We start from the raw sequence: 26,148 nt of genomic DNA on the forward strand, positions 1-26,148 counted from the left end.
ATTAATTTCTGTTCATTTCGGCGAGGTCCAGCTGTTGGGGCCTGGCAATGTAGAAGCCTTGCATACCATCAACCAACAGTTTTTCGACGACCATTTTCTCTTCCTGGCGCTCTATGCCGCAGGCTATCACCTTGACACCACTGCGGCGGGCCACATCGACCAGCATGCGGACAAAGAACTGGTTATTGGTATCTTCATCTATTGCCTGGGTATAGCTGGGATCCAGTTTGATATAGTCGGGGCGCACCTCACGGAAGAATTTGAATGAGGTAAAACTCATGCCGAAACGCTCTACCGATACCCGGCAACCGACGCTATGCATGGCGCGAACAAACTTGTGACTGGCGGCCAGGTTACCTTGCATGCCTGCTTCGTTGATTTCGAACACCAGTCTTGAGGCTAATCTCGGATGTTTGGAGAGCAGATCTTTGGCCCAGGCAATAAAGCTTTCTTTGGAGGCTGAGCCCGGGCTCAGATTGACGCCGATATTACCGCTGAGGTTTGGCAGGCTCTGCAGTAGTTTCAAGGCGCTGAGTAGCACCAGTTTATCCAGCTCTTGGCTCATGCCGTGACGTTCGGCCATGGCAATCACTGTGGCTGTCGGTAGAAACTTGCCTTCACCGTTGTAAAAGCGTGCCAACAGCTCACGGTAGCCATCTACCTCGCTGCGACAGGGTTGAATGGGCTGTTGGTAAAATTTGAGTGCCCGGCGCTTCAGCAAGTCTTCAATGGCCAGTTTCCAGCGGTTATCGCCGAGTGTTTCATTCAGCAAATTTTTATCCTGGAATTGCACTGCATTCGGGCCCAAGGTTTGCGCCACATTGGCGGCGGTATCGGCCATGGCAAGAGTGCTCATGGGATCTTTGTCGCTGGCGTAGGCCACTATGCCGCTATGGGCGATGGAGTCGGTTTGCAGTTCTGCTTGGTATTCTTCCAGCTCACGCTTGAGCTGGGTGGCAAAGGTTTGCGCGTCTTTCAGCACAATTGAGGGGACAAAGATGGCAAAGTCAGTACTGGCAATGCGAAAGCTTTCGCTGTTGTTGTAACCCTGGAGTGCCCGGCGAATACAAACCGCGACGCGGGCAAGATAGTCATCGCCGCCCTGACGGCCGCGCAGTTGATTGATATGGCCAAGCTCGGTGGCTTTTACCAGGATTAGCACCCCAATCTGGGATTTGCCGGAAAGTGATAACTGTTGCAGTTTTTCGGTGAAGTGTTGGCGGGTGCCAAAGCCGGTTATCGGATCTTCGTAGGCGAGTTTTTTCAGCGATAGGTTTTCTGACTCAAGTTTCTCAAACCGCTGCTTTATCAGCTGCCGACTTTGTTCCAATGCTTGCCCCAATGGCTTGAGTTCACCCCGAAAGCGGCTCTGCGCCAGCGCATTGAATTCACCTTGAGACATTTTTGTCAGATACTCGGCTGCATATTTAAGGACACTATTGTGGCGTTTCATCATCAAGGCAAAGATTAACGCCAATACCAAATAAAGGGGTAATAAGCGCAATCCGTCAAGCCAGAGGGTATGGATCCCTTGTTCTCGAAGAGGGCTGAGGTCGGGCTTAAGTAACACTCGCCCGGAAGCGAAGCGGTATTGGGATTCGAGTTGCAATGGCAGTAGATAATATTGCCAGTTCATCTCCGGCAGGAAATGTCCTCGAGTGAGATTATTCTGACCATCGACGTCATCAGTATATTGAAAAAACTGCAATGACACTTTGTCTTGTAATTGCCGGTAAAAGATAGCGGCATCATCTGCGCCCTGGGCTTGCTCCTGCGCTTGTTGTAATCGCTGTAACAGGACATCAGCTTGCTGCTGCAACACCTGTCGTTCCTGTTGCAACAAGACCAAGCCGGTTGCCAGAAAGCTCAATAACAGTAACAGTTGAAAAAAGCGCGAAATGCCCATCTTTTCCAGAATTCAGACCAGGTTAAAGGGATGTCAGAATTGTATACGTATTTGTTATAAATACAAAACGCAGGAAGAGATAAGATAAGGTGGCTCCCCTGACTGGATTCGAACCAGTGACATACGGATTAACAGTCCGCCGTTCTACCGACTGAACTACAGGGGAATTGAAATTTTCAGGGGCAAAATCGAAGTGGCTCCCCTGACTGGATTCGAACCAGTGACATACGGATTAACAGTCCGCCGTTCTACCGACTGAACTACAGGGGAACAGATTTCGCTCAGGTTAATCTTGAAGTGGCTCCCCTGACTGGATTCGAACCAGTGACATACGGATTAACAGTCCGCCGTTCTACCGACTGAACTACAGGGGAACAGATTTCAACTAATTAAATTGGCTCCCCTGACTGGATTCGAACCAGTGACATACGGATTAACAGTCCGCCGTTCTACCGACTGAACTACAGGGGAATAATTTATTTAGCTAGGATTAACCTATTGTTTTCAGATGACTTGCGTAAATTGGCTCCCCTGACTGGATTCGAACCAGTGACATACGGATTAACAGTCCGCCGTTCTACCGACTGAACTACAGGGGAATCGTTATTTATTGCTTGTCTCGCTGAGAACGGAGCGCATAGTAAATCGCTCTGTGGGTAGAGTCAACTCGCAGCCCCAAAAAAAGTGTCATTAAGCTGTTAATTGCTTATCTAATGCTCATAGTGATGGATAAAACTGCTTTGTGGAGATTTTTTGCTTAAAAAATAACGGCTAAACACAGATATTCCGTGTCATTTCAATCAAAGCGGGTTTCATTGGAAGGCCAAGGTGCGTGAGTTTCGGCAGCTTTTGCCTGTCCACAGGGCTGAAATCTGACAAGCAGGAGGTTTTTGAGCAATTTACCTGGAGTCTAACTCGTCATGAAAGCGGCGCAATAAAGGTGCAATTCAGCTGCTTTGAGTTCATTTTGGTGCATCTTATCTTTCAAGGTGAGTGCCACACTTTCATATGTTCTTTTATTACAAAAGATCCAGCAACATGCATTGGCTTACACTGCTTGCCGCAATCCCTCATGGTTACAGGGTTAGACTGACTTATCCACTAAATCTGTGGATAAACCTGTGAGCTTCCCGACTTTATGGGCTGCAAACCCTTGTGGCATCTGCATTGAACTTAAATTGGTCAGTTTGAATGGTTAAAAAATAAATTCAATCAAAACAATTAGATGTGAAAGTCAAGCTGCTTTGGTTTGCTTGGTGTTTTTTGTAACAAAGCTGTAAGGAAGTATCTGCCGATCCTTGTGCATTAAATCTACCTGTTTGACTTATTTGGGTGGAATTCCCGCCTTCGACCGCCACATCTGTCGTCTTGTTGCTGAGTTTCAGCACAAGCTGCTACTGACATCATGTTGGCAGGAGTCTTGTGGCTTTTGGCTTGGCCTTATCTGGCTCAATGGGTAAAATAAACGGCTTAACCGAAGGAGCATTAAAGTGTCAGCTACGCCGTTTCGCTTGGAGTCTCAGTATTCCCCTGCAGGAGATCAGCCCACCGCCATTGCCAAATTGATTGATGGACTGGAATCCGGGCTCGCTAATCAGACTTTGCTGGGGGTAACCGGTTCAGGAAAAACTTTCACTATTGCCAATGTGATTGCCAATCAGGGGCGGCCAACTATCATTATGGCCCCCAACAAGACGTTGGCGGCGCAACTCTACGGCGAGATGAAAGAGTTTTTCCCCCATAATGCGGTGGAATACTTTGTTTCTTACTATGACTACTACCAACCGGAAGCCTATGTGCCTTCGACCAACACCTTTATTGAGAAGGACGCTTCGGTCAACGCTCATATTGAGCAGATGCGACTCTCTGCCACCAAGGCCTTGCTAGAGCGGCGTGATGTGGTGTTGGTGGCCTCGGTCTCAGCCATCTATGGTCTTGGCGATCCCGACTCTTACATGAAGATGCTGCTGCACCTGCGCCAGGGCGACATCATGGGCCAGCGGGATATACTGCAGCGGCTCAGTGAGTTGCAATACAGCCGCAACGATATTGAACTGCAGCGCGGTACCTTCAGGGTGCGCGGTGAAGTAATAGATATCTTCCCGGCCGAATCGGACCGGGATGCTATTCGGATCGAGCTATTCGATGATGAGATAGAGCAGCTGTCGCTATTTGACCCTTTGACCGGCCAGGTACGTAAACGCATTGCCCGGGCCACGGTTTACCCCAAGACTCACTATGTGACCCCGAGAGAAAAAATATTGGCGGCCACAGAGCAGATAAAGGCTGAGCTCAGAGAACGGCGCCAGCAGTTACTGGACGCCAACAAGCTGATTGAGGCACAAAGGATCAGTGAGCGGGTGCAGTACGATGTGGAGATGATGACAGAGCTGGGTTATTGCTCCGGTATCGAAAACTACTCCCGTTATCTCTCCGGGCGTGCACCGGGAGAAGGGCCGCCGACTTTGCTGGATTATCTGCCGCCGGATGGTCTGCTGATCATCGACGAGTCCCATGTAACAGTGCCGCAGATAGGTGCCATGTACAAGGGCGACCGTTCGAGAAAAACCACCCTGGTGGAGTACGGTTTTCGCCTGCCATCGGCACTGGATAACAGACCGCTCAAGTTTGAAGAGTTCGAGTCCTTGATGCCGCAGACGATTTATGTGTCGGCCACACCGGGCAGTTATGAACTTGAACGCAGCGGCGGCGATGTGGCCGAGCAAGTGGTCAGGCCCACAGGTTTGTTAGATCCCGAGCTGGAAGTGCGGCCGGTGGCGATTCAAGTGGATGATCTGCTCTCTGAGGCCAATAAACGCATTGCCGTCAATGAACGTGTGCTGGTGACCACGCTGACCAAGCGGATGGCGGAAGATCTTACCGAATATCTCGATGAACACGGCGTTAAGGTGCGTTACTTGCACTCGGATGTGGATACCGTGGAGCGGGTGGAGATCATTCGCGATTTACGTAAGGGGGTATTCGACGTGCTGGTCGGCATCAACTTGCTCAGGGAAGGGCTGGACATGCCGGAAGTGTCTCTGGTGTGCATTCTCGATGCCGATAAAGAGGGTTTCCTGCGCTCCGAGCGCTCGCTTATCCAGACCATAGGCCGCGCCGCCCGTAACATTAATGGCAAGGTGATCCTTTACGCCGATAAGGTGACCCCTTCAATGGCCAAGGCCATGGATGAAACCAATCGTCGCCGCGAGAAACAGCACGCCTTCAACCTGGCCAATGGCATAGTGCCCAAGGGCTTGGTGAAGAAGATCACAGATGTTATGGATGTGGGAGATTCCCCTTCATCGGCAGCGCCGCAGCCGGGTGCCCGCAAGGTGGCAGAGCGCAAGTCGGCTTATCAGGTGGACGCTGCCAATCTGGCACATGAAATCGACAGGCTGGAAAAACAGATGCACCAGCATGCCAGGGATCTGGAGTTTGAGCAGGCCGCTGCGCTGCGTGATGAAGTGGCAAGGCTCAGAGAGGAGCTTATCAAGGCCTAAATCCCTAAAATTGACCCATTGACAAAGAACCCGGCAAAAGCCGGGTTCTTTGTGCTGTTTATCTATCAACGGCTTTAAAAAGCCTGATTTGAACGCTTGATTTAAAAGCCTAATTTAAAACCCCTATTTAAATGCTTGGGCTTGGCATCAAAGTTTCGGCGTTTTATAAGCACTCAGTCGCCATAAGCCAAACAGTGCGATACCGCCAATCAGGCCAACAAGATGCGCTTCAACCGCGACTCTGGCACCAATCAGGGCGCTGACTTCTGAAGCCGCGCCTTGCCATTGCTCCCAGCCGACTTTGGCAATAACGCCAGCAAGCAGCAGGTAACCTGAGTTTCGACCGCTGCGAATATCGGCCAAGGCGCCGAAGGCAAACAGGCCGTGCAGTATGCCACTTAGGCCCACATACCCCATAAGCTCAGGGTAGCAAAGATAAAGCCCTAAGCCTTCAAACAGACACAGTGCCAGGGTCAATATCAATACGCCCAGGGCGTTATAGTGTTCCTTATGCAGATAAAGGATCACCCAAAACCCGGCGAGGTTCATCAGCAGGTGCCAGAAGTTAGTGTGTAGCAGATTGCCGCTGACAAGCCGCCAAAGCTCACCTTGTTCTATGGCGCTGCGGCGAAAGGCCAATAGCTCAGTGAGCGGCAGAAAATACAGCAGCAGCGCCAGGGCTGTTAACACAACACCTGAAAAATAAGCGGAGCTCGGCTTCACGCTGTCTTGGCCGCCAGTATTGCCTGGATGCTGTCCGGTGTTGCCAGATACTCATCCAGCCCTTTTTGGCGCAGTAAACAGGCGGGGCAGGTGCCACAGCCTTTGCCAAGAATGCCGTTATAGCAGGTAAGGGTTTCATCTCTTACCAGTGGCAGTTGCTGGTATTTATCTGCCAGTGCCCAGGTTTCGGCCTTGTTGAGCCACATGAGTGGCGTAACCAAACGCAGCTGTCTGTCCATGCCTTGTACCAGTGCAGATTCCATTGCCTTGATAAAGTCATTACGACAGTCCGGGTAGCCGGAGAAGTCGGTCTCGCAGACGCCTGTGATGACGGCATCGGCGCCTATTTGATAGGCATAGATCCCCGCCAGGGTCAGAAACAGAATATTGCGTCCGGGAACAAAAGTATTGGGCAGACCATTGTCCATCAAGTCGTTTGATACCGGAATATTGTCGCGGGTCAGGGCCGAGATGGCCAACTCATTGAGCAGAGTAACATCCAGCACCTTGTGACTGGCGGCGCCGAGTTTTTGCGCCAGTTGCTTGGCAACTTCAATCTCCTGGCTGTGGCGCTGGCCATAGTCGAAGGTGATGGCATGTACTTCATCATACTGGGCCAAGGCCTGAATAAGGCAGGTGGTGGAGTCCTGACCGCCGCTGAAAACGACTATCGCCTTGGAAATAGTTGGCTTAGTGCTTTGGGGCGGCTCTGTGGTTTGCGGTGCGTTTGATTCTGATGACATAAGCGATTGATTGGATGAAGACATAAGCGTCTATTCAAAGGGATGACTCAATCGCCACAGTTTACCCTAATTTGGTTGGCTGTCAGCGCCGACTGGATAAAAAACGGAAAATTCGCTCATCCTTGCGCTTGGGGCTAAATTCCTCTATAAATGCCGCCCTGGCAAATATGAGGAACCCCGATGTACTACCCCGTCAACGAAGTCTTTGAAACCCTGCAGGGGGAAGGTGTATTTACCGGCGTTCCGGCCATTTTTGTGCGTTTGCAGGGTTGCCCTGTGGGGTGTCCTTGGTGTGATACCCGCCAGACCTGGGACAAGCTTGAGCACAATCAGGTGAAACCTGCCGATGTGATCCGCACCGATGGCAGTATCGGCCGCTGGGCCGAGCATGATGCCAAGTCGTTACTGGAGGCGTTTAAACTGCAGGGATTCAATGCCAGGCATATAGTGATCACAGGGGGTGAGCCTTGTCTCTATCCGCTCACTGAAATGACAGAAGCATTTAATGCCGCAGGCTTTCGCACTCAAATTGAAACCAGTGGCACCTTTGAGGTGAATTGCAGCGCAGATACCTGGGTCACAGTCTCGCCCAAGGTCGGTATGAAGGGTGGGATGCCGGTGCTGCATCAGGCGCTGGAGCGGGCAAATGAGATTAAGCATCCGGTGGCGACCGAGGCTCATATTGAGGAACTGGATCAACTGCTGCAGGGACTGGATCTCAAAGACAAGACTATCTGCCTGCAGCCCATCAGCCAGAAGAGCCGGGCGACGGCGCTGGCGATGAAAATCTGTATCGAACGCAACTGGCGTTTGTCTATCCAGACTCACAAGTATCTGGATATCGATTAATCTGTAGTGGTAATCGACAAAAAGCCGCATTGATGCGGCTTTTTGTTATCTGAAGCGCGCTCTTAGCAGCAGAGCTCACCTGTGGTTTCAAACAGTTTCAGTTTGTTTTGATACTGGCTGATATCCCCTATATTGGCGGCTATCCACTCGGGGTTGTAATAAGTGTCCAGATAGCGCTCACCGGGATCGCAGATCAGGGTCACTATTGAGCCCTGGCGATTGTCGCGTTTCATTTCGGCCGCCAGCATCAGGGCGCCATAGAGGTTGGTGCCGGTCGAGGCCCCTGTCTTGCGGCCGATGATCTGTTCCAGCCAATGGATTGTCGCCACTGAGGCGGCATCGGGGATCTTCAACATGGAGTCGACTACCCCCGGGATAAAGGAGGGCTCGACTCTGGGCCGGCCTATACCTTCAATCTTGCTGCCTTGCTCACAGGTGATGGCCGCATCTCTTTGTTGAAAATAGTCATAGAACACTGAGTTATCCGGGTCGACCACACACAGCTTGGTGCAAAGCCGTTGATAGCGGATATAACGGCCAATGGTGGCCGAAGTGCCGCCGGTACCCGGGCTCATCACAATCCACTCGGGAATAGGGAAGGGCTCGCGCTGCATCTGATCGAAAATGGCATTGGCAATGTTATTGTTGCCGCGCCAGTCGGTGGCTCGCTCGGCATAGGTGAACTGATCCATATAATGGCCATTCAGCTCCCGCGCCAGCCGTTCAGACTCGGCGTATATTTCGCTGGAGTGATTGACAAAGTGACAACGGCCGCCATAAAACTCTATCTGCTGTATCTTCTTGCGGGCGGTGGACGCCGGCATAACGGCAATAAAGGGTAGTCCCAGCAGTCGGGCAAAGTAGGCCTCGGAGACAGCAGTGCTGCCGGATGAGGATTCAATGACAGGAGTATCCTGTTTGATCCAGCCGTTACACAGGGCGTAGAGAAACAGTGATCTTGCCAAACGGTGTTTGAGGCTTCCGGTTGGATGGGTGCTTTCGTCTTTAAGGTAGATATCCACTCCGGCTACCGCCGGCAGTTCCAGTTTAATCAAATGTGTGTCGGCGCTGCGCTGAAAATCGGCTTCGATTTTGGCAATTGCTTCGTTTACCCAGAGATCGGCCATTGTTGCTGTTCTTTCTTATAACAGGATGGTCTTAATCATAACCAAAGGTAATGACAATGGATAGCGAAAACTCAGGTGCATTCAGGCACAGATACAGGCTAGGCTATTGATTATTGTGGAATTGGATAGTTTAGGCGCAGATAAAACGTTTGCGAGTTTTATTAAAGGATAAAAAGAAATGGTGGAGGGAGAAGGATTCGAACCTTCGAAGGCGGAGCCGTCAGATTTACAGTCTGATCCCTTTGGCCACTCGGGAACCCCTCCACATATTTGGAGCCAGACATTGGAGTGAAAGATGGTGGAGGGAGAAGGATTCGAACCTTCGAAGGCGGAGCCGTCAGATTTACAGTCTGATCCCTTTGGCCACTCGGGAACCCCTCCACGATTTCACTTTCGTGTCTTTTTAAATTGTAGGCAAATGGTGGAGGGAGAAGGATTCGAACCTTCGAAGGCGGAGCCGTCAGATTTACAGTCTGATCCCTTTGGCCACTCGGGAACCCCTCCTCAATTGCGGCCGCCATAGTAGTCAGAAACCTTTTTCATGTAAAGCCCGATTTTAAAAAAAGGGCTAAAGTTCGTGGTCATTTGGTCGATTAACTAACAACGAGTTGTTTTGTTGGTGTTTTTTTATGCGTGCTGATGTTTCCTTAATCAATGAGCTGCAATTGGGCGAACGGTTGAATCTGGCTGTTGAGTCCCATCGCCGGGGTGAGTTTGCCCTGCTTTTGGCATTGCTGTCTCAAGATGTGCGCGATTGGCCTCAGTTTCACCTGCACGACGATATTGAACTAGACACTGTCCTGCGGCAGCAATTTGACTTGCCTGCGCCTCAAGCTTTGCTTGGCGACTTGAGTCAGGAGCCTTTGCCGGTAGACAACAGCTATCATTTTCTCAGTGACGGTGAACGTAGCTTTCAGTTGGCCCAGGCCTTGATGCCTGAACCTGTGGTTATTCGAGGGAAGAGAGACAGCGGGATGCAGGAAGCGCTGAATAATTGTGATTGGCGCACAAGGCTGCGCACGGAAGGTGTCTTGAACCAACCCAAGGTGGCATTGATGGAGTTTGTTGATCAACTATCGGAACAACGTAAACTGGCCTGTCTATATCAAACGGCGTGAGGCTTGCCTCAGTCCAGGGGTCGTCCATGGTTTATACTGTTGCGTGACTCTCACTATCGGAGATAAGAGATGAAGAGTATTGAACAGGCTCAGGCCGCCAATGTGCAGGACACTTGTGCCGAATGTGGCAGCTATGTGGATATAGGAACAGTGGTCGAAGAAGGAGACACCTTGCTTTCGTTGACTTTTCAAGGTGAGTCGGCAATGGTTGATGCCGAGGCTCTCAAGCAATTGGCCACAGACCGCTTCGCCGATGTCAAGGTAGAACTCAGCAACTCAGAGCAGACTGTGACCCTGGCGCTGACTTTTTCCTGCAGTGCCGAGAAAATGATTTTTCAGTTGGAAAACGCTTTGGCATAAGCTGCGCTTTTAGCCAAATGGTCAGTAGTGTTCTGTTCGTAAACCAAAGCCACAAAGCAAGACATAACAAGGTAAATGTAACAAAGTATGAGTTGTCTTGCTGGGTATTATGTAAAAGTGTAATCTCGCGCAGAGATATGATGGCAGGCCCGCGCATTCGGCGCGGGTTTCTTTGAGCCCGAAAGGGAACCTGAGGATATGTGTGAAGCGACGTAGTTATCAGCGATTGCTGGAGTTGTTGACCAACTCGGTTGCCAAGCAACAGGGCGACTTCGCCAAGACGGCTGAACTGGCTACAGAACTCCTGTGTCAATATCTCGATGTGCAACATGCCAGTGTCTGGTCCTGGTCCAGGGATCAGCATGTACAGTTTGAAGTTGCCCGCTTTGGCTCGGGAAAGCCTCTTAAAACGCCGCGTCCATTACACCTCAATCAAATTCCATCTTATATCGACCAACTCAAGCAAAAACGCCATATTGACGCCAATGATGCGGTGGTTGATTGGCGCATGAGCGAACTTGCCGAAATCTATTTTAGCGTCAACGGTATTGCCAGTTCTCTGGATGTTGCTATCAGGATCAATGGTCATATTGAAGGGGTTTTGAGCCTGGAGCGAACCTCTACCGGGCATCACTGGAGTGATTTGGAAATCCATTTGGCATCGCAAGTGGCTGACCAGCTTGCGCTGACTCTGGCGACCCATGACGCCTACCGCAAAGATGAATTGCTGACGCTGTTTCAGTCGGCCGCTGAACAATCGGCCCAGGTCAGTATGCTGATCAATTTGCACACAGAAGCGATTGAATACATCAACAGCGCCCATGAACAGATCACCGGCATCCCAAAAGAGAAAATGCTGGGTGCCAGTCTAAAGCAGTTGTCCTTCTTCAAGCAGCAACCCAAACAGGCTGAAATGACCCTGGCCAAGGTGTTGCGTGGCGAAGTAGCGACGGGCGAAGTGATGCTTAATCGGGAGTCTGGCCAGGAATACTGGCTCAGATACCATGCCAGTCAATTTATTACCCAGCGTGGTAATCACTATGTGTTGGTATCCTGCGAAGATTGTACCGAGCAGCATAACTATCAGGCCGAACTTGAGCGCTTGGCCTGGCGTTGCAGCCTGACCGGGCTATACAACCGTACCCATTTTAATCGTTTACTCGATAGAACCTTTAGCGGGCAGTTGCTGCTGATCGATTTGATTGGTTTTAAACGCTTCAATGATACCTATGGACATGAACAGGGCGACGCCCTGTTGATTGAAGTCGCCCGTCGTCTGAAACATTTTGCTTCTCTTTATCCCGACTGCAGTATTGCCAGAGTAGGCAGCGATGAATTTGCATTGTTGCTTGATGATAGCGGCGATCTCGATATCGATGCCTGCTGTCATCGCCTCTATCAACAACTGCGAAATCCTATCAATATCGGCCGTGAGCAAGTGGATCCCAAGCCGGCACTGGCTGCGGTAGACATTGCCGAAGTCGCCGAGTTGGTCGCGCCGCTGACTTGCGCCGATATTGCGCTGCAATACGCCAAAAAGAAGCAGGGCACGGCCATTCAGTTTTTCAACAGCGCACTGCTCAAGGCGTTCAAGGATGATGCCCAGATAGAAAGAGATCTGCACGCTGCCATTCGGGGTAGGCAGTTTGAACTTTATTATCAACCGCTTAAAGATCTGCAAAGCTGCAGTTACATAGGCGCGGAAGCGCTGATCCGCTGGCATCATCCCAAGCGGGGAGTACTTTATCCCGGCGCCTTTATCGATATTGCCGAACAGTCGGGGCTCATCAATGCCATAGGCACCTGGGTACTGGAGGCTGCCTGTCGCCAGCTTAATTTGTGGCAGCACCACAATATCAATATTGCCATGCATGTGAACGTGTCGGCGCGGCAGTTTTTCGGTAGTAATCTTTATGAACAGGTTTGGCAGTTGCTCAACCGTTACCGCTTGAAACCCGGCACTCTTATTTTGGAGATCACCGAAACCGAATTGATGGAGGATATACGTTATGCCACCAATTTATGCCAGGAACTGGCTGACTTGGGGGTAGGGCTTGCCATTGATGATTTCGGTACGGGTTACAGTTCAATGCGCTATTTGAAACAGTTTCCCATCAGTAAGCTCAAGATCGACAGATCCTTTATCTCTGATCTCAGCATTAGCCGCGAGAGCCGCGAAATCGTCAGTGCGATTATCGCCATGGCCAAGGCGTTGAATATTTCCCTGACAGCTGAAGGGGTTGAAACCGCTGAACAGGAAAGCTTCCTTACTTCATGCATGTGTCATCAGGCCCAGGGGTTCCTGTACAGCCCGGCGCTCAGAGAGGCCGAATTCAATGCTTTTCTGCAACAGAGTCAACCTGCATTGCTGCATTGATCAGCTAGTTTAAGTTTTTTAGGTTCCACACTTAAATCCGGCCTAAGTTAAATCCAGCCTAAGTTAAATTCGTTTCAGGCAGCAGTGTTTGAACTTGTTGCCGCTATTGCAAATGCAAGTGTCGTTGCGCTTGGGATAGCTGACCGCAAACTGCTTGCCCTCGGTGTAAAACCAGCGGCCGCCCTCAAATATAAATTCAGATTCTTCAAAAATAGCGTCCAACTGGCCATCGGCCAGATACCAGGCCTTGAAAGTGACTCTGGCCTTGGTTTGTCCAGCTGTCAAAGGCTCCCGCGCGACAATTTGCAGGCCCAACCACTGGGTCTTTGGCATCTGGGCCAGGGTTTGTGCGCTCAGTCCCTGGCGATAATCCCGGTGATGGGTATCGATAAGATAATCAAATTCTGCTTTAACAAAGGCGGCATAGCGGGAGCGCATCAATTGCTCTGGATTGGCGGCGCTGTGTTGTTTGGTGTGAAGCGGCTGACAACATTCACTATAAGGGAGCTTGGAGTTGCAGGGGCAAAGGAGGTTCGCTGTCATCGAGGTTTTCAGTTTCAATTTGGGGCCGGTTAAACGGCTTGGGTTTGCATTGCCGGAGATCATAGCGCTTTGAGGCCTGGCTTGCATTGAAACAATCAATTTATTCGGGTGAATTTCGCAGTTTTCCGCAAGTGTAGGCAGGAACGGAGTCACTTTATTCGAAGGATAAGTAAACAGATTTGAAGGATAGGGTAAGCGGGAGCATGTATCGATATTCGGGGCTGGAATGGCTTGCAGAAGTGCGTCTGGGTGAAAGCCGCGTACAGGCTACTTCAGGATGAAACGACAGTCATTTCGGTTAAAAAATAGCGAACCTGTTTTATTGAATTGAACAATATGCTTTAGTAATGAGTAATCTAGGGAAGGTGCGAGTAAGTTCTCGTGGCACTATTGCCGTAAGAGCCCCGAAGGGCGTGGCTTATCGGCCTATCTGCTGTGTTGTTCTTGCAAAGGAGTAAGGCTATCTGCTGCAAGCCACGCCTTGCATTCAGGCCGGTAAGCCGATGCAGATCACAGATGGGCTTAATTGCCCTTTCTCTGGCGAAGTGTCTGTTTTTAAACATCTTAAATCCAGGCTCAGTTCACTTTATGCCCTACAAGGAAAAGAATATGCAGAAATGGATCCCTTTATTGGCGCTCGGCGCCTTCAGTAATCTGGCGCTGGCGGCTGACTGGCAGTTGGATAATGCCGATTCCAAGGTCAGTTTTATATCGGTTAAAAAAGGTGACATTGCCGAGGTACATGAGTTTAACCAGTTGAGTGGCACGCTTGCTGATAATGGCGAATTCAAGCTGGAAATTCCGCTAAGCGGGGTCAATACCGGCATAGAGATACGGGATAAACGGATGCAAACCATGTTGTTTGAAGTGGCCAATTTCCCGACCCTTACGCTGACGGCTCAAGTACCCGCTGAGTTGGTGGATAAGCTCAAGCCAGGTGAGTTGTTGAGTACTGAGATAGATGGCGTATTGTCACTGCATGGTAAGACCCAGAACAAACGTTTTGAACTGGTTGTGGCCAGGCTTGGGCCGTCGAGCCTTTTGGTCACTTCACAGAAAGCCGTCATAGTGAATGCCGAAGAGTTTGGTCTGACCGATGGGGTTGAAAAATTACGTGAAATTGCCGGTCTATCCAGCATCAGCAAGGCTGTTCCTGTTTCATTTGTTCTAAGATTAAACAAGTAACGAACGACAGCTTGATTTGAGGCAAGACTCAAGGTGGAATTTGTTTCATAATGTGACTTTCCGGTCGCGGCTTAATAGGCAATTAGACCGGAGAGTGTGCCCCTTATGGGTTGGCCTGAGACGTTGCACGCGGGAAGAAAGATGGTTACAGACAAAGACGGCTATATGCACCTCATTCAATTCCTGACTGAACACCTTGGATTGTTTGAGACCCCTGAGGGGGGATCTTTGAGCGACAGCAGCGTTATGGAGGAGTTCGAAGAGCAGCTGTCGGCACAGATTATTATGGTCTGTGGCCAAAACCCACAACTATCTTTCGTCCAACGCAACACAGTCATCCGTGAAATCGATGCCATAGTGTATGATCTGGAAGAGATCTTGGCCAAGGTGGCCAACCATAAGGCCACGGCAAAACAAACCTTATTTATCAGTGAGTTTGCCGGTTTGATCAAGAATCTGTTCGATCAGGAAATTGCCAAACTCCAGGTTTAATAATGCATAAACTGGAGGCTCAGGATGCTGACACTGCTTTCCGGGTTTGATGACAATACTGTGGCGGTTCGTGCCAGCGGTATTGTCAGTAGTGAAGATTATGATGCTGTCTTGCTACCGGCGGTTGAGTCCAAACTTAGGGAACATGTGCTCATTAAACTCTGGTATGAATACGGCGCCGACTTCGAGGGTATCTCTTTGCAGGCCGTATGGGATGATGCCTGTCTTGGGCTGTTTCATTTGCAAGACTTTTCCCGTATAGCTGTTATTACTGACAGCTCTGTGATTGAAGGAATGGCGCAAACCTTGGCGCTGATGATCCCTTGCCCGGTATTCGTGTTTCCCAGGACGGAATTGACTAAGGCTCGAGCCTGGCTCTCGGGAACCTGAAGCGTTAACATCTGTCTTATCTTTAAGTTCCGGTATTTCTGCCGGATTTTCATCTCGTTAGTTGAAATGAATGGAATAGTCCCATGCTTAAAAAACTTGGTCTTTGTTTTATGTTGCTTTCGACATCCGTGTTTGCCCAGGAAAAAACAGTTATAGGTCAGACTGAAATTATGACGGTCGCCGAAGCCGGACTCAGTTTTGAGGCCCGAATTGATACCGGGGCGGCCAATACTTCTATGCATGCGGTCGGTCTCAAGGTGATAGGCGGCAGCGCCAAAAAGATGCAGGATAACGTGGGTAAAATGCTCAGCTTCACCACTGAGAATGAAAGTGGCGAGAAAAAGCAGCTCAAGGCAAAAATTGTCAAGACATCTACCGTCAGCAACTCTCAAGGGCGGGAGACGCGTTACATGGTGGAGCTGAATATCGCGTTCGGCAAACACAAGCGTAAGGTCAAGGTTAATCTCAGAGACCGCAGCCACATGGATTATAAACTGCTTATCGGCCGCAATTGGCTGGCTGATGACTTTCTGGTGGATGTGGCCGAGAAACGCATTATAGGACCAGTTGCTCCTATCAGTGTGCGGGAATCCGGGCTGATTTTTCAAACCCGTATTGATACCGGCGCGGTAGAAAACTCGTTGCATGCCACAGATCTGAAAGTGGAGAATGGTGACGAGGATATGGAAAAGAATATCGGCAAGCAGCTGAGTTTTACGACAGAAAATGAAAAGGGTGAAAAGCAGCGTCTGCATGCCATGATTACCAATACCTCGTTGATTCGTAATGCTCAGGGCAGTGAAATCCGTTATATGGTGGAACTCAATATTGGTGAGCCGGGAAGGGAGTATCCGGTCAAGGTTAACCTTAAAGACAGAAGCAAGATGACCCACAAACTGTTGATTGGGCGAAACTGGTTGCAGGGCCACTACCTGGTAGATGTCAGCCTTAAAGAAAATGACTGATATGCGTTGCCAATCTTCAATATTATTGATGTTATTTAATGTCGATGCATAAGACAGATACCGAGAGATCGTAACGGCTTTTGTATCAGTGGTGCTTGCCTAAAAGCCGTTGGTTATCGATTCAAGCCATAAATGGGGCTACTGCTACTGAAAGGGCGGTCGGTGGGAGAGTCTTGTTGCCGTCTTAGCTAGTACATCTTAGCCCCGTTTTTTGAACATAGATTGATCTCAAACCCATCAAAGTAAGCCTTTCTGCGAGTTGCTCACTGCCGTTTGCAATATAATCCAGTATTGCTTTGCATGCGCTGGCGCCAGGCTTTAGTGCTTTATGGCTGCTGAAGCTGGCGGTGAATGGTGTCGAGACGATATGTAAGTTCGGTCATATAGTGTTAATTCAAATACTTTAAGATTTGGCAGGCAGCTTTATGATGCAGCTAACTGTCAAGGATGCGCTTTTCCTTTATAATTAATAATTTGATGCTTTGATAGATTTTTGGCTAAGAATGAGGAGTTGAGCTTGTTGACCAAAATCCTGCTGACAGCCCTGGTGTTGGCGCTGGCATGGGCCATGCTCAAACGAAGGTCAAGCCCTGAGGTAAGAAAGAAAGAGGTCGCCGAACCTTTGCCTTTGTTCAAACGCTTTTTGGTTCCTGGAGCCGTGGGTATTACCTTGATACTGGCCTGTGGCTTTTTTGCCTGGCAATGGTTTGATGGTTATCAGGTGGTCTCCGTGACCTTGGTTTCACCCAAGGAAGAACGACGGGAAGTCTATCAGGTGCGTAAGAAAGATATCTCGGCCAATGAACTGGTTACCGTGGACGGACTCAGGATCCGTCTCTCCACCGAGGAGCGTTTGATGATAGCCGAGAAAAGTGTCCCCTGACGCCACTGAACGCTTTTCATTGATGGCTTATCAGGTAAACTAGGCACATTTTTTTGCCGGGCATTTCTTTCTACGGCATTGTTATCTTCAGGAGGACCCATGATTACTGCATACACCTATCAGGATCAGCAGCTTAAAATTATTGAGCTGACCATAGAAGACGGTCTTCCGGAACAGACTCTGTGGCTGGATCTTTACAAGCCGGATGACGATGAGCGGGATTGGTTGAGCCGTTATTCGGTGGAAGAGGTGCCCGACGAGGAAGATATCAATGAGATTGAGGCCTCGGCACGTTTCTATCAAAACAAAGACGGCCTGCATATCAACTCTCTGTTTCCGCAGCGGGTTGGTCAGGATGTACGCGGGGTTAACGTTTCATTCAACCTGCGTAGCCGGTTTTTGGTCACCATACGCGAAGAGGATGTTGGTCTTATTCGCCTATTGCGCAACTATTTGCGCCTTGGGCGTATCATGGTGGCCACGCCTCAGGCACTGTTTATCGAGCTCTTTAACCTCAAGGTAGAGTACCTCTCTGACTTGATTGAAGATGTTTACACTGTGCTGGAAAACGTCGGTGAGCAGGTGTTTGAGAGTAATGAACTCGATGATGTGTTTAAACTGATCACCTTGCAGGAAGACTCCAACGGCAAGATACGTTTGAGTCTGCTCGATACCCAGAGATCGCTGCGTTACATACAGAAGTATTACCGTAAGGAACTGGCTGAAGACGAACTCAAGGAAATTCGCGAGATGTTGTCGGACATCGAATCCCTGATGCCCCATAGTCAGTTTATCTTCGACAAACTCAACTTCTTATTGGATGCTGCCATGGGTTTCAGTGGCTTGCAGCAAAACAAGATCATTAAAATCTTCTCGGTTGCGGCCGTGGTCTTTCTGCCGCCAACCCTGATTGCCAGTAGTTACGGGATGAACTTCAAAGAGATGCCTGAGCTTGAGTGGTACTTTGGTTACCCTATGGCGGTGGTGATGATGTTGGCCAGTGCGGCAGGCACTTACCTGTTTTTCCGCCGCAAAGGTTGGCTGTAAATCTGGTTAAGGACTTTAGTACCTTGGTTACAGGGGCTTGCGCCTTAATGGTATAACTTGAGCCTTGTGATCTCTGTATTGGTCCGGAGCTTCCAACACGCTCGCCAACGCGGCGAACTTGTGGCGCATAATACGGATGCTGACCAGGCATCTGTGATACGGGTTGTTGCAGCGTGCCAGTCTCTGCTGCAGGTGGTGTTTAATGGTTCTGAGCTGGTCCTGGTTGGAGTCGGAACCATTAATCAACTCATTACTCAAACGCTCCTGTAGCTTGTCCAATTCTTCCGGCTGGTTTTGAGCCAGCCACATCAAGGTGTCAAAATCCGGTAGTTCTGTCATTGCCGGCCTCCGCCTGTGAGGGGTGAGCCTGGTTTCAGGCTACCCAAATCCAGGTTGCAACAACAAGATTAGTTCAGTCTAACTATGATGGCGATAATGACTTTGGTTATATAAGCCGAGGGCTCAGCCTTTGCTTTCGCTGCCGAAGTAATAGCTGACCCGCTCTCTGGGATTGAGATACTTGAAGATTTTCTCCGGCAGGGCCGCCGGTGGCAGGCAGCGCACGATAGCAAGGCCTTCGGCTTCCAAGTCGATAATCGGCGCCTGATCTTTGGGCACCAGAGCGTCATATACCAGAATTCGCGGCAGCAGCAGCTTATCCAGGTTGACCGACATTACCAGCCCATATTGGCCGGAAGAAAGTTCGACCACGCTGCCGGGAGGATAGACCCCGAGGATCTTAATCATTTTGCCGACATATTCCTGATTCAGTTTTCCCTTGGAGTATTTATACAGATAGCCCAGAGCAGCATAAGGCGTCTTGGCCTTGGATTGCACTCCTGGATGGCAAAGAGAGTCATATTGGTTCACCACGGCCACCAACTGGGAAGCTTGACTCAGTTCATCGGCTTTCAAGCCTCTTGGGAAACCACTGCCATCGAGTAGTTCATGGTGATTGGTGATAACGTCCCTGGCATTTTCTGGAAATTCGGCTGCCAGCTTGATGAACTCTGCGCCCATCAGCGGGTGCTGGTTCAGCAGGTTTTGCTCGGGTTTAGTCAAGGGAGCCTGCTTGCGCAGTATCTGGCTTGGCAGTTTGAGTTTACCTATGTCGTGGAATAGCGAACCCAGGCCCACGGCCTCAATATCTTCTCTGGGCCATTGCAACTCTTTGGCCACCAACATGGTGAGAATGGCAACGTTGAGTGAGTGAAAATAGATGCCTTCGTTTTTATCCGAATCGGCCATTAAATGCAGGATCAGGTTGTCGGAGGATAAAAGTTGCTCGGCAATGTCCCGCACCAAGTCCTGCGCTTCGGTAACAGCATTCAGAGGGCGGCTGCGCAGTTTGTTGACCAGATTGCGCATCCTTGCCAGTGAACGGTCGAAATGCTCCTCTGTCTTATGCAGTTCGCGACGCATTTTCTTGAGAATTTCGATCCTTTGTTGCTTGTCGCTTTCCATCTGTTGTTGCAGAGAGGTGACTTCCTGTGGATTTTCCACTGGGGCAGCTTGTTGATTGGCAGGCAGCGGCGGAGTATCACTGCGGTCCGGTACCACAAACACACTGTCTATGCCCAGCTTACGGATTAGCTCGATTTGCGCCTGCTGTTTGATACGGAAGCTACTGAAAAGAAAAGGATGATCTTTCCATGCCAGAGGAAGACGGACGAAGTTACCCACCTGCAGTTGTTGGACACTGACTCTACAGCTCTTGTTCATTCAAATCATCTTTTTTAAGCAATCGAATCATTTTATCGCAAAGAGTACGCTTTACAATTAGTTAGCTCACATGTAAGCATGTTTGGATAAAAAATATAAGCAAATCGAGATTTTTATGGACTTTATCGAAGTATATCCCAACGCTATCCCTGATGAGTTATGCGATCGTCTGATTGCCGCCTTTGAAGCTCATCCCGGTGTTACCGAGGGCCGCACAGGCCATGGTGTCGACAAGGAAAAGAAAATCAGCCGCGATCTGACATTGGATCAGTACCCAGAGTTGCAGCCACTGCGTAATGAGCTGCTGGGCCACACACTAAAGCATGCCGGACGATACTTTGATAAGTATGCCATGGCGCTGATGGGAGCCGTGGCCGTGCAGGTGGCTGATGAGTCCGGCAATGCAGTAACCCTGACACCGGATAACTATGCTCGCCTGGGAGCCCCCAGAGCTGAGGCGCTGGTACAATACCTTTATCGTAGTGGTACCATCAATTTGCAAAGGTATCAGCGCGATGTCGGCGGTTATCCCCATTGGCATTCTGAGCAGTTTCCCCAGGCCGGTCACAACGACGCCTTGCACAGAGTGGTGCTTTATATGTTCTATCTCAATGATGTGGCCGAAGGCGGGGAGACGGAATTCTTCTATCAGCAGCGCAAAATTGCGCCGAAGAAGGGCACTATGGTGATAGCGCCGGCGGGATTTACCCATAGTCACAGGGGCAACCGTCCAAAGAGTGGTGACAAGTATATTGCCACTTCCTGGATCATGTTTAATCGCGCCGAGCAGCTTTATGGACCAACCCGGCGCTGAGGCTTATTGCATGGGAATCTGAATACGGAAGCAGGCGCCTTCCAGTGCTGAATCCTCAATGCTGAGGGTGCCGCCGTAACTGCTGACGATTTCATTACACACTGCAAGGCCAATTCCCTGTCCCGGTGACTGGGTATCAGCGCGCACACCGCGCTGGATGATCTTCTGTTTAAGGCTCTCATCAACACCAGGGCCGTCATCTTCCACCTGTATCTGTAGTATGTTGCCTTGATAACCGGCACTGACCCGAACGGTTGAAATACATAGGCGGAACGCATTTTCCATCAGGTTGCCGAACAGCTCCATCAAGTCGCCTTGATTACCGGGAAACTGCAGTTCGTCCTCTATTTTGGCGCTGAACTTCACCTGTTTGTCTCGGTATACCTTGAACAACATCTGTGCCAATTGATCCACCAGAGGGGCAATCGGAGTCTGTTCCTGCTTGAGGCCCTTGCGTCCCAGCATGGCTCGCTTGAGTTGATATTTCACCAGCTGATCCATCTGGCTCACCTGTTCCATGATTTTTTCGCTGCTGGCCTGTTTATCCAGGCTGGCATCATCCGTGATGGCATGTACAGCGGCGAGACGGGTTTTGAGACTGTGGGCCAAGTCATTCATGGCATTTTGATAGCGCTGTTGCTGAGCACTGGATTGCTGCAGCAGTTGGTTGAGCGCCTGGGTGACGCCTTCCAGCTCCACCGGATAACCGCCGGAGAGTGACTTGGACTTGCCGTTGATGATGGATCTCAACTCATTTCGCATCTGTACCAGTGGCCGCATGCCCCAATAAGCGGCGCTGATCAGCAGTACCAGTGCCAGTGCCAACACCAGCGCCAGACGAATATAGGTGCGTTTGGCAAATTGGCTGTATTCCTGTTCCAGCTTGGCCGCATCCTTGAGCACCAACAGGTTGTAGTGAATACCGGCGATATCGACCGACAGCAGATAGGCAAAATAGGCACGATTGTCGGCCATGTTCAGGTAGTAGGGGGGCGCTTCGTTGCGGATTTCATTGAAACGTTCACAGGTATCAAACAGACCTCTGTCCACTGCCAGCGAAGAGGTCCATACCTGTTTGAACTTCTCGTCACAGGAGGCGATAACATAGCGCTCCTGTTTGTTGTTCTCCTCAAGCCAGGAGCTGGTATCCGGGATCAGGTCATGCTCCCTGAGCTCGGCAGCCACCTGAGGGATTTCGGCGATTAGCTGCGCCGTCTCTTCGTTGTAGCTGTTTTGCGCATGCAATATGTTGACCATCCAGGCCAAGCCAAAACCGACCACGGCTATGATAGACAACGAAGTGAGAAACATCCGCGTCAGCAGGCGTTTCTTGGGTTTTATTCTCAATTGCATGGTAGGTTGAATTTGTACCCCTGGCCTCTGATAGTCACTATTGGATTTTCGATGCCGTCACGGGTCAACTTCTTGCGCAGTCGGCTCACCATCACCTCAATGGTGTTGGGATCGCCTTCTTTGTCGCCATAAATAACGTCCAGTAAACGTTGCTTGGCGACCACTTCATGGTTGTGGCGCATCAGATATTCGAGAATTTGATATTCGAAGGCGGTGATCTCCATCGGCTCACCATTCATGGTGACCTGCTTGGCGGCGAGATCCAACGACAGGTCGCCGCTGTTGATCACCGGCTTGACGAAGCCAGCACTGCGGCGGACCAAGGCATCGAGGCGGGCCACCAATTCCTCTTTTTGAAAGGGTTTGACCAAGTAGTCGTCGGCACCGGCGTTGAGTCCTTCAACTTTGTCTTGCCAGTTGACCCGGGCGGTCAGGATCAGAATAGGGGCTTTGACATCTTCATCCCGCAGGCGTTGGATAAGTGCAATGCCGTCTTGATCCGGCAAGCCCAAGTCCACAATGGCGACGTCAATGGGGTAGTTGGTTGCCTGGAAAAATCCCTCTTTGGCGGTTCCCGCCACCTGAACCTGATTTCCCAATTCTCCCAGTTGTACCTTGAGGTGGTGGGAGAGTAAGGGATCGTCTTCAACAACCAAAATTCTCATATTCTTTACGCCTTTAACTGAAATCAGAACAGTGTACGCAGTTCCCAGGAGCAGCTCAAGCCGAGGCTAAAGCAAAGGTATCAGTCATACAAGATTTAAACCTAAGACCTAACTCGCTAAAAAATAGGGCTATACACTGGCTCGAGTGTATAGCCCTATTACTTAACCTACGCTGACCTCTGATGTGGATTGTCGAGTCATTGGCCCAAGATGGAAATGTTGGCGGGTGTGACGACTAGGAGCCCCGGTTACGATTTCTGGCCAGTTTATTACCGCTCCAGGCGCTCAGCAGAGTAAACAGGGTGACCCCGCCCATAATAAATGCCAGCCTGAGCCAAGGGGCATCCATGGCCTGGCGCATAACGACATATTCAAAGCCACTCTTGGCCCATACCAGCACGGCGCCGATCAAGAGACCGATTTGCAGAACGCGAATACCAACAGCGCTTTTCACAAACAGCAATGCCGGTGCCAGCAGGCAGATTGCGGCGGCGATGGTGTGCGAGTATCTGAGGAAATGAGCGCCCAGTAGCCAATAAGCAAGACAGAGTAAAACAACACGCCACCACATAGAGATACCTTGAATCAATTGAATTGAGGTCATTCTAGTCTGAATTTAAGGTGTATTCTATTTACTGCTTCACAATTTATCCCTGTAGTTAAAGGTTATAGCCCGTCTGGCTTAGGGTTTCATATGCAGCTTATTGTTTAATTTTATGGGGTTAAGCCGTTAATAGCCGCAGCAGTATGGCAACCGAGACAGCTAGGAAGATAGCGCCGCAAAGGTAATCTATATAGTGACCAAAGCGTAGCAGGCGTTGCTGCACCCGGGCGTGAGACAGCAGCATGGCCAACATGGCAAACCAGATAACCGAGAGCAGCGGCAGTAATATAGCGGCCAACAGCTTGGTCTGATTGCTGACTTCTGGGGTGATAAGGGTGGAAAACAGCGTTAGAAAGAACACCAACGCCTTGGGGTTGAACAGGTTGGTCGATAACCCAAGCAGCAGCCCGGCAGTAGCCGACATAGTGTTATCGCTGGTGCTTTTGCCAAGGTTATTGTCTACCCTGTTGTTTAACTCCTCGGACTGCATGACTTGTGCATCATTGATTGCTTCCCGGCCGGTTGGTAATTCATTGGTTTGCGCTTCAGCGAGTGACCTTGCCGCCAAGGCGCGTTTAAGCCAGGCCTGAGCACCAAAAGCTCCCAGTCCCATCCAACCCAGATAAAGGGCGCCAAAGAGTTGCACCAGCACAAACAGGGTATGCGAGCTTTGAATGGCCAGGCTGACCCCCGTGAGGCTCAGGACAGTGTGCATCAATATCGCCAGAGAGATGCCAACGGCGGCCGCCAGTGCGGTATTGCGCGGCTCTCGGCTGGCGATTTTCAGGATCAATGCAAAATCCGGCCCCGGGCTCGCTAATGCCAGCAGGTGAATGGTGCCCAGGGTCAGCAAAAGATGCAGATCTGTCATAGTCAAGGTTATCCTGTAGTGCTTCATTGAGCCGAGGCTGAAAGTATTTGGGTATAGGGGGAAATGCTCAGCCATCAGAGAGGCGTATGGCGTTCACAGCATGCGCCGCTGAAATGCCTGCGGAGAAAGCAGGAAGGCACGTTTGAAGGCCTTGTTCAGATGGCTCTGATCGAAGAAGCCGACTTGCTGCGCCACCGAAATCACACTATCTCCCCTGAGCAGAGCTTTCTTGGCATATTCCAGGCGGATCCGCTTTAGGTAGGCATGTGGCGTCATGCCGGTTCTCTGTCGAAACTGCCTAAGCAGTTGGTATTGGCTGAGATCCAGCTCCTTGGCAAGCTGCGGCAACCGAAATGGCGCAGCGGGATCGGCATGAAAGGCTTCTCTTAACCTATCGAGTTGACTCTGACTCAAGGCGTGAGGCTGTCTCTCGGTATTGAGCTGGCGACCGTGCTGGCGCAGCAGCTTTTCCAAAAAGACGATAACCGCGGTTTCGGAAACCAGGAGATCATTGGCGGCTATGGGTTGGGTCAGCAAATGGTGCAGCTGGCAAAATTCCCGATACAGCGCCGGATGATACAACAAAGGCGCGGCAAAACTGAAATATCCCAGGCCGAGATCCCGCGCCAGTTGCTGCAGCCAGTCATGGGGCAGGGACATTACCAGAGCACAATAGCCCTGCTGTTCGCTGCTCTGGCCATCATGGCTGCTGTCGGGATCCAGGGTCGACAGCCAATGGGGTCTCAGGTGCCAGGTTTGGCCACGATAATGAAAGTTCTGGCCGCCGTGATTGACCACGCCGATATGAAAGTCCAGATGAACATGGGGCTCGAAGTGAAAATGTTGAAAACTGGCCCGACTGATCTCCAGTTCGGGATGGGATGGGGCGCGCCAGTAATGGATTTTCTCCTCGTGCATCTTGCTATCCTGGGTAAGAATTTATGTTATCTTAGCGGTCGGTTATCCAGGCCGCCTAGTAAATTATTGCACGGCCGGTATCAAAGTCAGACCTATAAACACCGATAACAGATTGGAGCCCACAGTGAAAGGACAGATCTTAAGAGAAATGAAAGTACTGAGTGCTATTGAACCTGAATATGAGGTGGAAAGACGGGTAGCATTTCTTAAGGCCAAACTGCAGGAGGCTCGCAGCCAGACGCTGGTACTGGGGATCAGTGGCGGGGTCGATTCTTCTCTGGCCGGGCGCTTATGTCAGTTGGCGGTAGATTCGCTCAATCAAGGCAAAGCCGAGGCTGAATACCGTTTTGTGGCCATGCGTCTACCTTATCTTGAGCAGCGTGATGAACATGAGGCGCAGCAGGCGCTGGCATTTATCCGCCCCAGCAAACTGGTGACTGTGAATATTCATGAGGGGGTGAGCGGCATTCATCAGCATGTACTCAGTGGCTTTGACCGCGCCGAGCTGGCGCTACCGGATGCCAAAAAGGTTGATTTTGTGAAGGGTAATGTCAAGGCCAGAATGCGGATGGCGGCCCAATACGAAGTGGCGGGGCTGCTGGGTGGCCTGGTGGTTGGAACAGATCACAGCGCCGAAAATGTTACCGGTTTCTATACCAAGTGGGGCGATGGAGCCTGCGATTTGGCGCCGCTTTTTGGCCTGAATAAGCGTCAGGTACGGCAATTGGCCGCCTTTCTCGGCGCCTCGGAAACCTTGGTATACAAAGCGCCAACGGCGGATCTTGAGTGTGACAACCCGGGTCTTGAAGACGAGGCTGCCCTGGGGTTGAGTTACGATCAGATAGACGACTTCCTTGAGGGGAAGCCGGTTTCTGCCGAGGTGGAAAGCAGGATTATAGCCATTTACAAGGCGACGCAGCATAAGCGCAGGCCTATCCCGACCATTTACGATTAACTGCTCAACTTGAATCGTAAAACGCCGCGTTGATC

25 protein-coding genes and 8 tRNA genes are annotated in these 26,148 nt (G+C 50.5%); 13 read left to right on the top strand and 20 right to left on the bottom strand.

Going from position 1 to position 26,148, the window contains the following annotated elements; translation table 11 throughout:
- Nucleotide 1 precedes the first annotated feature (1 nt).
- The 6 genes from AYI96_RS06925 to AYI96_RS06950 form a co-directional block, all read right to left on the bottom strand.
- Nucleotides 2-1,906 (bottom strand): EAL domain-containing protein, encoded by a 1,905-nt coding sequence (locus AYI96_RS06925; RefSeq protein WP_144361284.1) that lies wholly within the window; start codon nucleotides 1,904-1,906, stop codon nucleotides 2-4.
- A gap of 90 nt (nucleotides 1,907-1,996) precedes the next feature.
- Nucleotides 1,997-2,072, bottom strand: a tRNA-Asn gene (locus AYI96_RS06930).
- A gap of 28 nt (nucleotides 2,073-2,100) precedes the next feature.
- Nucleotides 2,101-2,176: transfer RNA gene (locus AYI96_RS06935), tRNA-Asn, on the bottom strand.
- Nucleotides 2,177-2,204: 28 nt separating this feature from the next.
- Nucleotides 2,205-2,280, bottom strand: a tRNA-Asn gene (locus tag AYI96_RS06940).
- Between the two features lie 21 nt (nucleotides 2,281-2,301).
- Nucleotides 2,302-2,377, bottom strand: a tRNA-Asn gene (locus tag AYI96_RS06945).
- Between the two features lie 52 nt (nucleotides 2,378-2,429).
- Nucleotides 2,430-2,505: transfer RNA gene (locus tag AYI96_RS06950), tRNA-Asn, on the bottom strand.
- Nucleotides 2,506-3,396: 891 nt separating this feature from the next.
- On the opposite strand from AYI96_RS06950, the gene uvrB reads away from it, so the two are divergent.
- Nucleotides 3,397-5,409 (top strand): excinuclease ABC subunit UvrB, encoded by a 2,013-nt coding sequence (gene uvrB, locus AYI96_RS06955; protein WP_071476211.1) that lies wholly within the window; start codon nucleotides 3,397-3,399, stop codon nucleotides 5,407-5,409.
- A gap of 147 nt (nucleotides 5,410-5,556) precedes the next feature.
- Here uvrB and rrtA read toward each other — a convergent pair whose 3' ends face one another.
- Nucleotides 5,557-6,099: a rhombosortase gene (rrtA, locus tag AYI96_RS06960; protein ID WP_260852961.1), complete on the bottom strand. Its 543-nt coding sequence runs from the start codon at nucleotides 6,097-6,099 to the stop codon at nucleotides 5,557-5,559.
- Nucleotides 6,100-6,128: 29 nt separating this feature from the next.
- Nucleotides 6,129-6,875: a 7-cyano-7-deazaguanine synthase QueC gene (queC, locus tag AYI96_RS06965; RefSeq protein WP_144361286.1), complete on the bottom strand. Its 747-nt coding sequence runs from the start codon at nucleotides 6,873-6,875 to the stop codon at nucleotides 6,129-6,131.
- Nucleotides 6,876-7,055: 180 nt separating this feature from the next.
- Between queC and queE the strand changes: the two genes are divergently transcribed.
- A complete protein-coding gene (gene queE, locus AYI96_RS06970; RefSeq protein ID WP_144361287.1) occupies nucleotides 7,056-7,724 on the top strand; it encodes a 7-carboxy-7-deazaguanine synthase QueE in 669 nt (222 codons plus the stop codon).
- A gap of 62 nt (nucleotides 7,725-7,786) precedes the next feature.
- Here the strand turns inward: queE and AYI96_RS06975 are convergent, their stop codons facing one another.
- From AYI96_RS06975 to AYI96_RS06990, 4 genes are all read right to left on the bottom strand, one after another.
- Nucleotides 7,787-8,851, bottom strand: a complete 1,065-nt coding sequence (locus AYI96_RS06975; protein WP_101055947.1) for a PLP-dependent cysteine synthase family protein — start codon at nucleotides 8,849-8,851, stop codon at nucleotides 7,787-7,789.
- A gap of 179 nt (nucleotides 8,852-9,030) precedes the next feature.
- A tRNA-Tyr gene (locus AYI96_RS06980) sits at nucleotides 9,031-9,115 on the bottom strand.
- Nucleotides 9,116-9,147: 32 nt separating this feature from the next.
- Nucleotides 9,148-9,232: transfer RNA gene (locus AYI96_RS06985), tRNA-Tyr, on the bottom strand.
- A gap of 38 nt (nucleotides 9,233-9,270) precedes the next feature.
- Nucleotides 9,271-9,355, bottom strand: a tRNA-Tyr gene (locus AYI96_RS06990).
- A gap of 125 nt (nucleotides 9,356-9,480) precedes the next feature.
- Here AYI96_RS06990 and AYI96_RS06995 point away from each other — a divergent pair.
- From AYI96_RS06995 to AYI96_RS07005, 3 genes are all read left to right on the top strand, one after another.
- On the top strand, nucleotides 9,481-9,969 hold the full coding sequence (locus AYI96_RS06995; protein ID WP_144361288.1) for a VC2046/SO_2500 family protein: 489 nt from the start codon (nucleotides 9,481-9,483) through the stop codon (nucleotides 9,967-9,969).
- A 69-nt stretch (nucleotides 9,970-10,038) separates the two neighbouring features.
- A complete protein-coding gene (locus AYI96_RS07000; protein ID WP_039033988.1) occupies nucleotides 10,039-10,329 on the top strand; it encodes a DUF406 family protein in 291 nt (96 codons plus the stop codon).
- Nucleotides 10,330-10,531: 202 nt separating this feature from the next.
- Entirely contained in the window at nucleotides 10,532-12,706 is a 2,175-nt protein-coding gene (locus tag AYI96_RS07005; protein WP_039033989.1) for a putative bifunctional diguanylate cyclase/phosphodiesterase, read from the top strand.
- Between the two features lie 63 nt (nucleotides 12,707-12,769).
- Here AYI96_RS07005 and AYI96_RS07010 read toward each other — a convergent pair whose 3' ends face one another.
- Nucleotides 12,770-13,249: a YchJ family protein gene (locus AYI96_RS07010; RefSeq protein ID WP_144361289.1), complete on the bottom strand. Its 480-nt coding sequence runs from the start codon at nucleotides 13,247-13,249 to the stop codon at nucleotides 12,770-12,772.
- A 609-nt stretch (nucleotides 13,250-13,858) separates the two neighbouring features.
- On the opposite strand from AYI96_RS07010, the gene AYI96_RS07015 reads away from it, so the two are divergent.
- The 6 genes from AYI96_RS07015 to corA all read left to right on the top strand — a co-directional run bounded on the left by AYI96_RS07015 (nucleotide 13,859) and on the right by corA (nucleotide 18,211).
- Complete coding sequence (locus AYI96_RS07015) at nucleotides 13,859-14,434, top strand: YceI family protein (protein WP_039033990.1); 576 nt, start codon at nucleotides 13,859-13,861, stop codon at nucleotides 14,432-14,434.
- A 141-nt stretch (nucleotides 14,435-14,575) separates the two neighbouring features.
- Nucleotides 14,576-14,926, top strand: a complete 351-nt coding sequence (locus AYI96_RS07020) for a DUF3802 family protein (protein WP_039033991.1) — start codon at nucleotides 14,576-14,578, stop codon at nucleotides 14,924-14,926.
- 24 nt (nucleotides 14,927-14,950) lie between these two features.
- Nucleotides 14,951-15,316, top strand: coding sequence for an STAS/SEC14 domain-containing protein (locus AYI96_RS07025; protein WP_039033992.1), 366 nt, complete (start codon nucleotides 14,951-14,953; stop codon nucleotides 15,314-15,316).
- Nucleotides 15,317-15,399: 83 nt separating this feature from the next.
- Nucleotides 15,400-16,281 carry a RimK/LysX family protein gene (locus AYI96_RS07030; protein ID WP_071476198.1) on the top strand — a complete coding sequence of 294 codons (882 nt, stop codon included), beginning with the start codon at nucleotides 15,400-15,402 and terminating at the stop codon, nucleotides 16,279-16,281.
- 517 nt (nucleotides 16,282-16,798) lie between these two features.
- Entirely contained in the window at nucleotides 16,799-17,164 is a 366-nt protein-coding gene (locus AYI96_RS07035) for a hypothetical protein (protein ID WP_039033994.1), read from the top strand.
- A 99-nt stretch (nucleotides 17,165-17,263) separates the two neighbouring features.
- Entirely contained in the window at nucleotides 17,264-18,211 is a 948-nt protein-coding gene (corA, locus tag AYI96_RS07040) for a magnesium/cobalt transporter CorA (RefSeq protein WP_039033995.1), read from the top strand.
- A gap of 27 nt (nucleotides 18,212-18,238) precedes the next feature.
- Here corA and AYI96_RS07045 read toward each other — a convergent pair whose 3' ends face one another.
- Both AYI96_RS07045 and AYI96_RS07050 read right to left on the bottom strand, forming a co-directional pair.
- Nucleotides 18,239-18,550, bottom strand: a complete 312-nt coding sequence (locus tag AYI96_RS07045) for a DUF3135 domain-containing protein (protein ID WP_039033996.1) — start codon at nucleotides 18,548-18,550, stop codon at nucleotides 18,239-18,241.
- A 123-nt stretch (nucleotides 18,551-18,673) separates the two neighbouring features.
- Nucleotides 18,674-19,933 carry an HD-GYP domain-containing protein gene (locus AYI96_RS07050; RefSeq protein ID WP_144361290.1) on the bottom strand — a complete coding sequence of 420 codons (1,260 nt, stop codon included), beginning with the start codon at nucleotides 19,931-19,933 and terminating at the stop codon, nucleotides 18,674-18,676.
- 115 nt (nucleotides 19,934-20,048) lie between these two features.
- On the opposite strand from AYI96_RS07050, the gene AYI96_RS07055 reads away from it, so the two are divergent.
- The gene (locus tag AYI96_RS07055) at nucleotides 20,049-20,747 is read left to right on the top strand and encodes a 2OG-Fe(II) oxygenase (protein WP_039034019.1); all 699 of its coding nucleotides are present in this window, start codon (nucleotides 20,049-20,051) and stop codon (nucleotides 20,745-20,747) included.
- A 3-nt stretch (nucleotides 20,748-20,750) separates the two neighbouring features.
- Here the strand turns inward: AYI96_RS07055 and AYI96_RS07060 are convergent, their stop codons facing one another.
- The 5 genes from AYI96_RS07060 to AYI96_RS07080 all read right to left on the bottom strand — a co-directional run bounded on the left by AYI96_RS07060 (nucleotide 20,751) and on the right by AYI96_RS07080 (nucleotide 25,158).
- Entirely contained in the window at nucleotides 20,751-22,100 is a 1,350-nt protein-coding gene (locus AYI96_RS07060; protein ID WP_039033998.1) for a sensor histidine kinase, read from the bottom strand.
- Nucleotides 22,091-22,765, bottom strand: a complete 675-nt coding sequence (locus AYI96_RS07065; RefSeq protein WP_025011466.1) for a response regulator — start codon at nucleotides 22,763-22,765, stop codon at nucleotides 22,091-22,093. Before AYI96_RS07065 ends, AYI96_RS07060 begins: the two co-directional genes overlap by 10 nt.
- Nucleotides 22,766-23,000: 235 nt before the next feature.
- Complete coding sequence (locus AYI96_RS07070; protein WP_144361291.1) at nucleotides 23,001-23,336, bottom strand: hypothetical protein; 336 nt, start codon at nucleotides 23,334-23,336, stop codon at nucleotides 23,001-23,003.
- Between the two features lie 151 nt (nucleotides 23,337-23,487).
- On the bottom strand, nucleotides 23,488-24,240 hold the full coding sequence (locus AYI96_RS07075; RefSeq protein ID WP_144361292.1) for a LysE family translocator: 753 nt from the start codon (nucleotides 24,238-24,240) through the stop codon (nucleotides 23,488-23,490).
- A 93-nt stretch (nucleotides 24,241-24,333) separates the two neighbouring features.
- Nucleotides 24,334-25,158, bottom strand: coding sequence for an AraC family transcriptional regulator (locus AYI96_RS07080; protein ID WP_144361293.1), 825 nt, complete (start codon nucleotides 25,156-25,158; stop codon nucleotides 24,334-24,336).
- Between the two features lie 124 nt (nucleotides 25,159-25,282).
- Here AYI96_RS07080 and nadE point away from each other — a divergent pair, with 124 nt between their 5' ends.
- Nucleotides 25,283-26,113, top strand: a complete 831-nt coding sequence (nadE, locus tag AYI96_RS07085) for an ammonia-dependent NAD(+) synthetase (RefSeq protein WP_039034002.1) — start codon at nucleotides 25,283-25,285, stop codon at nucleotides 26,111-26,113.
- The last annotated feature ends 35 nt before the right edge of the window (nucleotides 26,114-26,148 follow it).

Origin of the sequence: Shewanella sp. MSW, assembly GCF_007636515.1 — a bacterium.
GTDB classification, from domain to species: Bacteria; Pseudomonadota; Gammaproteobacteria; order Enterobacterales; family Shewanellaceae; genus Shewanella; species Shewanella indica.

Excerpts from the sequence above, each read along its gene's own strand:
- AYI96_RS06925 (WP_144361284.1), bottom strand. The coding sequence starts at position 1,906 with ATGGGCATTTCGCGCTTTTTTCAACTGTTACTGTTATTGAGCTTTCTG.
- queC (WP_144361286.1), bottom strand. The coding sequence starts at position 6,875 with ATGTCATCAGAATCAAACGCACCGCAAACCACAGAGCCGCCCCAAAGC.
- queE (WP_144361287.1), top strand. The coding sequence starts at position 7,056 with ATGTACTACCCCGTCAACGAAGTCTTTGAAACCCTGCAGGGGGAAGGT.
- AYI96_RS06975 (WP_101055947.1), bottom strand. The coding sequence starts at position 8,851 with ATGGCCGATCTCTGGGTAAACGAAGCAATTGCCAAAATCGAAGCCGAT.
- AYI96_RS06995 (WP_144361288.1), top strand. The coding sequence starts at position 9,481 with ATGCGTGCTGATGTTTCCTTAATCAATGAGCTGCAATTGGGCGAACGG.
- AYI96_RS07000 (WP_039033988.1), top strand. The coding sequence starts at position 10,039 with ATGAAGAGTATTGAACAGGCTCAGGCCGCCAATGTGCAGGACACTTGT.
- AYI96_RS07010 (WP_144361289.1), bottom strand. The coding sequence starts at position 13,249 with ATGACAGCGAACCTCCTTTGCCCCTGCAACTCCAAGCTCCCTTATAGT.
- AYI96_RS07015 (WP_039033990.1), top strand. The coding sequence starts at position 13,859 with ATGCAGAAATGGATCCCTTTATTGGCGCTCGGCGCCTTCAGTAATCTG.
- AYI96_RS07020 (WP_039033991.1), top strand. The coding sequence starts at position 14,576 with ATGGTTACAGACAAAGACGGCTATATGCACCTCATTCAATTCCTGACT.
- AYI96_RS07025 (WP_039033992.1), top strand. The coding sequence starts at position 14,951 with ATGCTGACACTGCTTTCCGGGTTTGATGACAATACTGTGGCGGTTCGT.
- AYI96_RS07030 (WP_071476198.1), top strand. The coding sequence starts at position 15,400 with ATGCTTAAAAAACTTGGTCTTTGTTTTATGTTGCTTTCGACATCCGTG.
- corA (WP_039033995.1), top strand. The coding sequence starts at position 17,264 with ATGATTACTGCATACACCTATCAGGATCAGCAGCTTAAAATTATTGAG.
- AYI96_RS07045 (WP_039033996.1), bottom strand. The coding sequence starts at position 18,550 with ATGACAGAACTACCGGATTTTGACACCTTGATGTGGCTGGCTCAAAAC.
- AYI96_RS07050 (WP_144361290.1), bottom strand. The coding sequence starts at position 19,933 with ATGAACAAGAGCTGTAGAGTCAGTGTCCAACAACTGCAGGTGGGTAAC.
- AYI96_RS07055 (WP_039034019.1), top strand. The coding sequence starts at position 20,049 with ATGGACTTTATCGAAGTATATCCCAACGCTATCCCTGATGAGTTATGC.
- AYI96_RS07060 (WP_039033998.1), bottom strand. The coding sequence starts at position 22,100 with ATGCAATTGAGAATAAAACCCAAGAAACGCCTGCTGACGCGGATGTTT.
- AYI96_RS07065 (WP_025011466.1), bottom strand. The coding sequence starts at position 22,765 with ATGAGAATTTTGGTTGTTGAAGACGATCCCTTACTCTCCCACCACCTC.
- AYI96_RS07070 (WP_144361291.1), bottom strand. The coding sequence starts at position 23,336 with ATGTGGTGGCGTGTTGTTTTACTCTGTCTTGCTTATTGGCTACTGGGC.
- AYI96_RS07075 (WP_144361292.1), bottom strand. The coding sequence starts at position 24,240 with ATGACAGATCTGCATCTTTTGCTGACCCTGGGCACCATTCACCTGCTG.
- AYI96_RS07080 (WP_144361293.1), bottom strand. The coding sequence starts at position 25,158 with ATGCACGAGGAGAAAATCCATTACTGGCGCGCCCCATCCCATCCCGAA.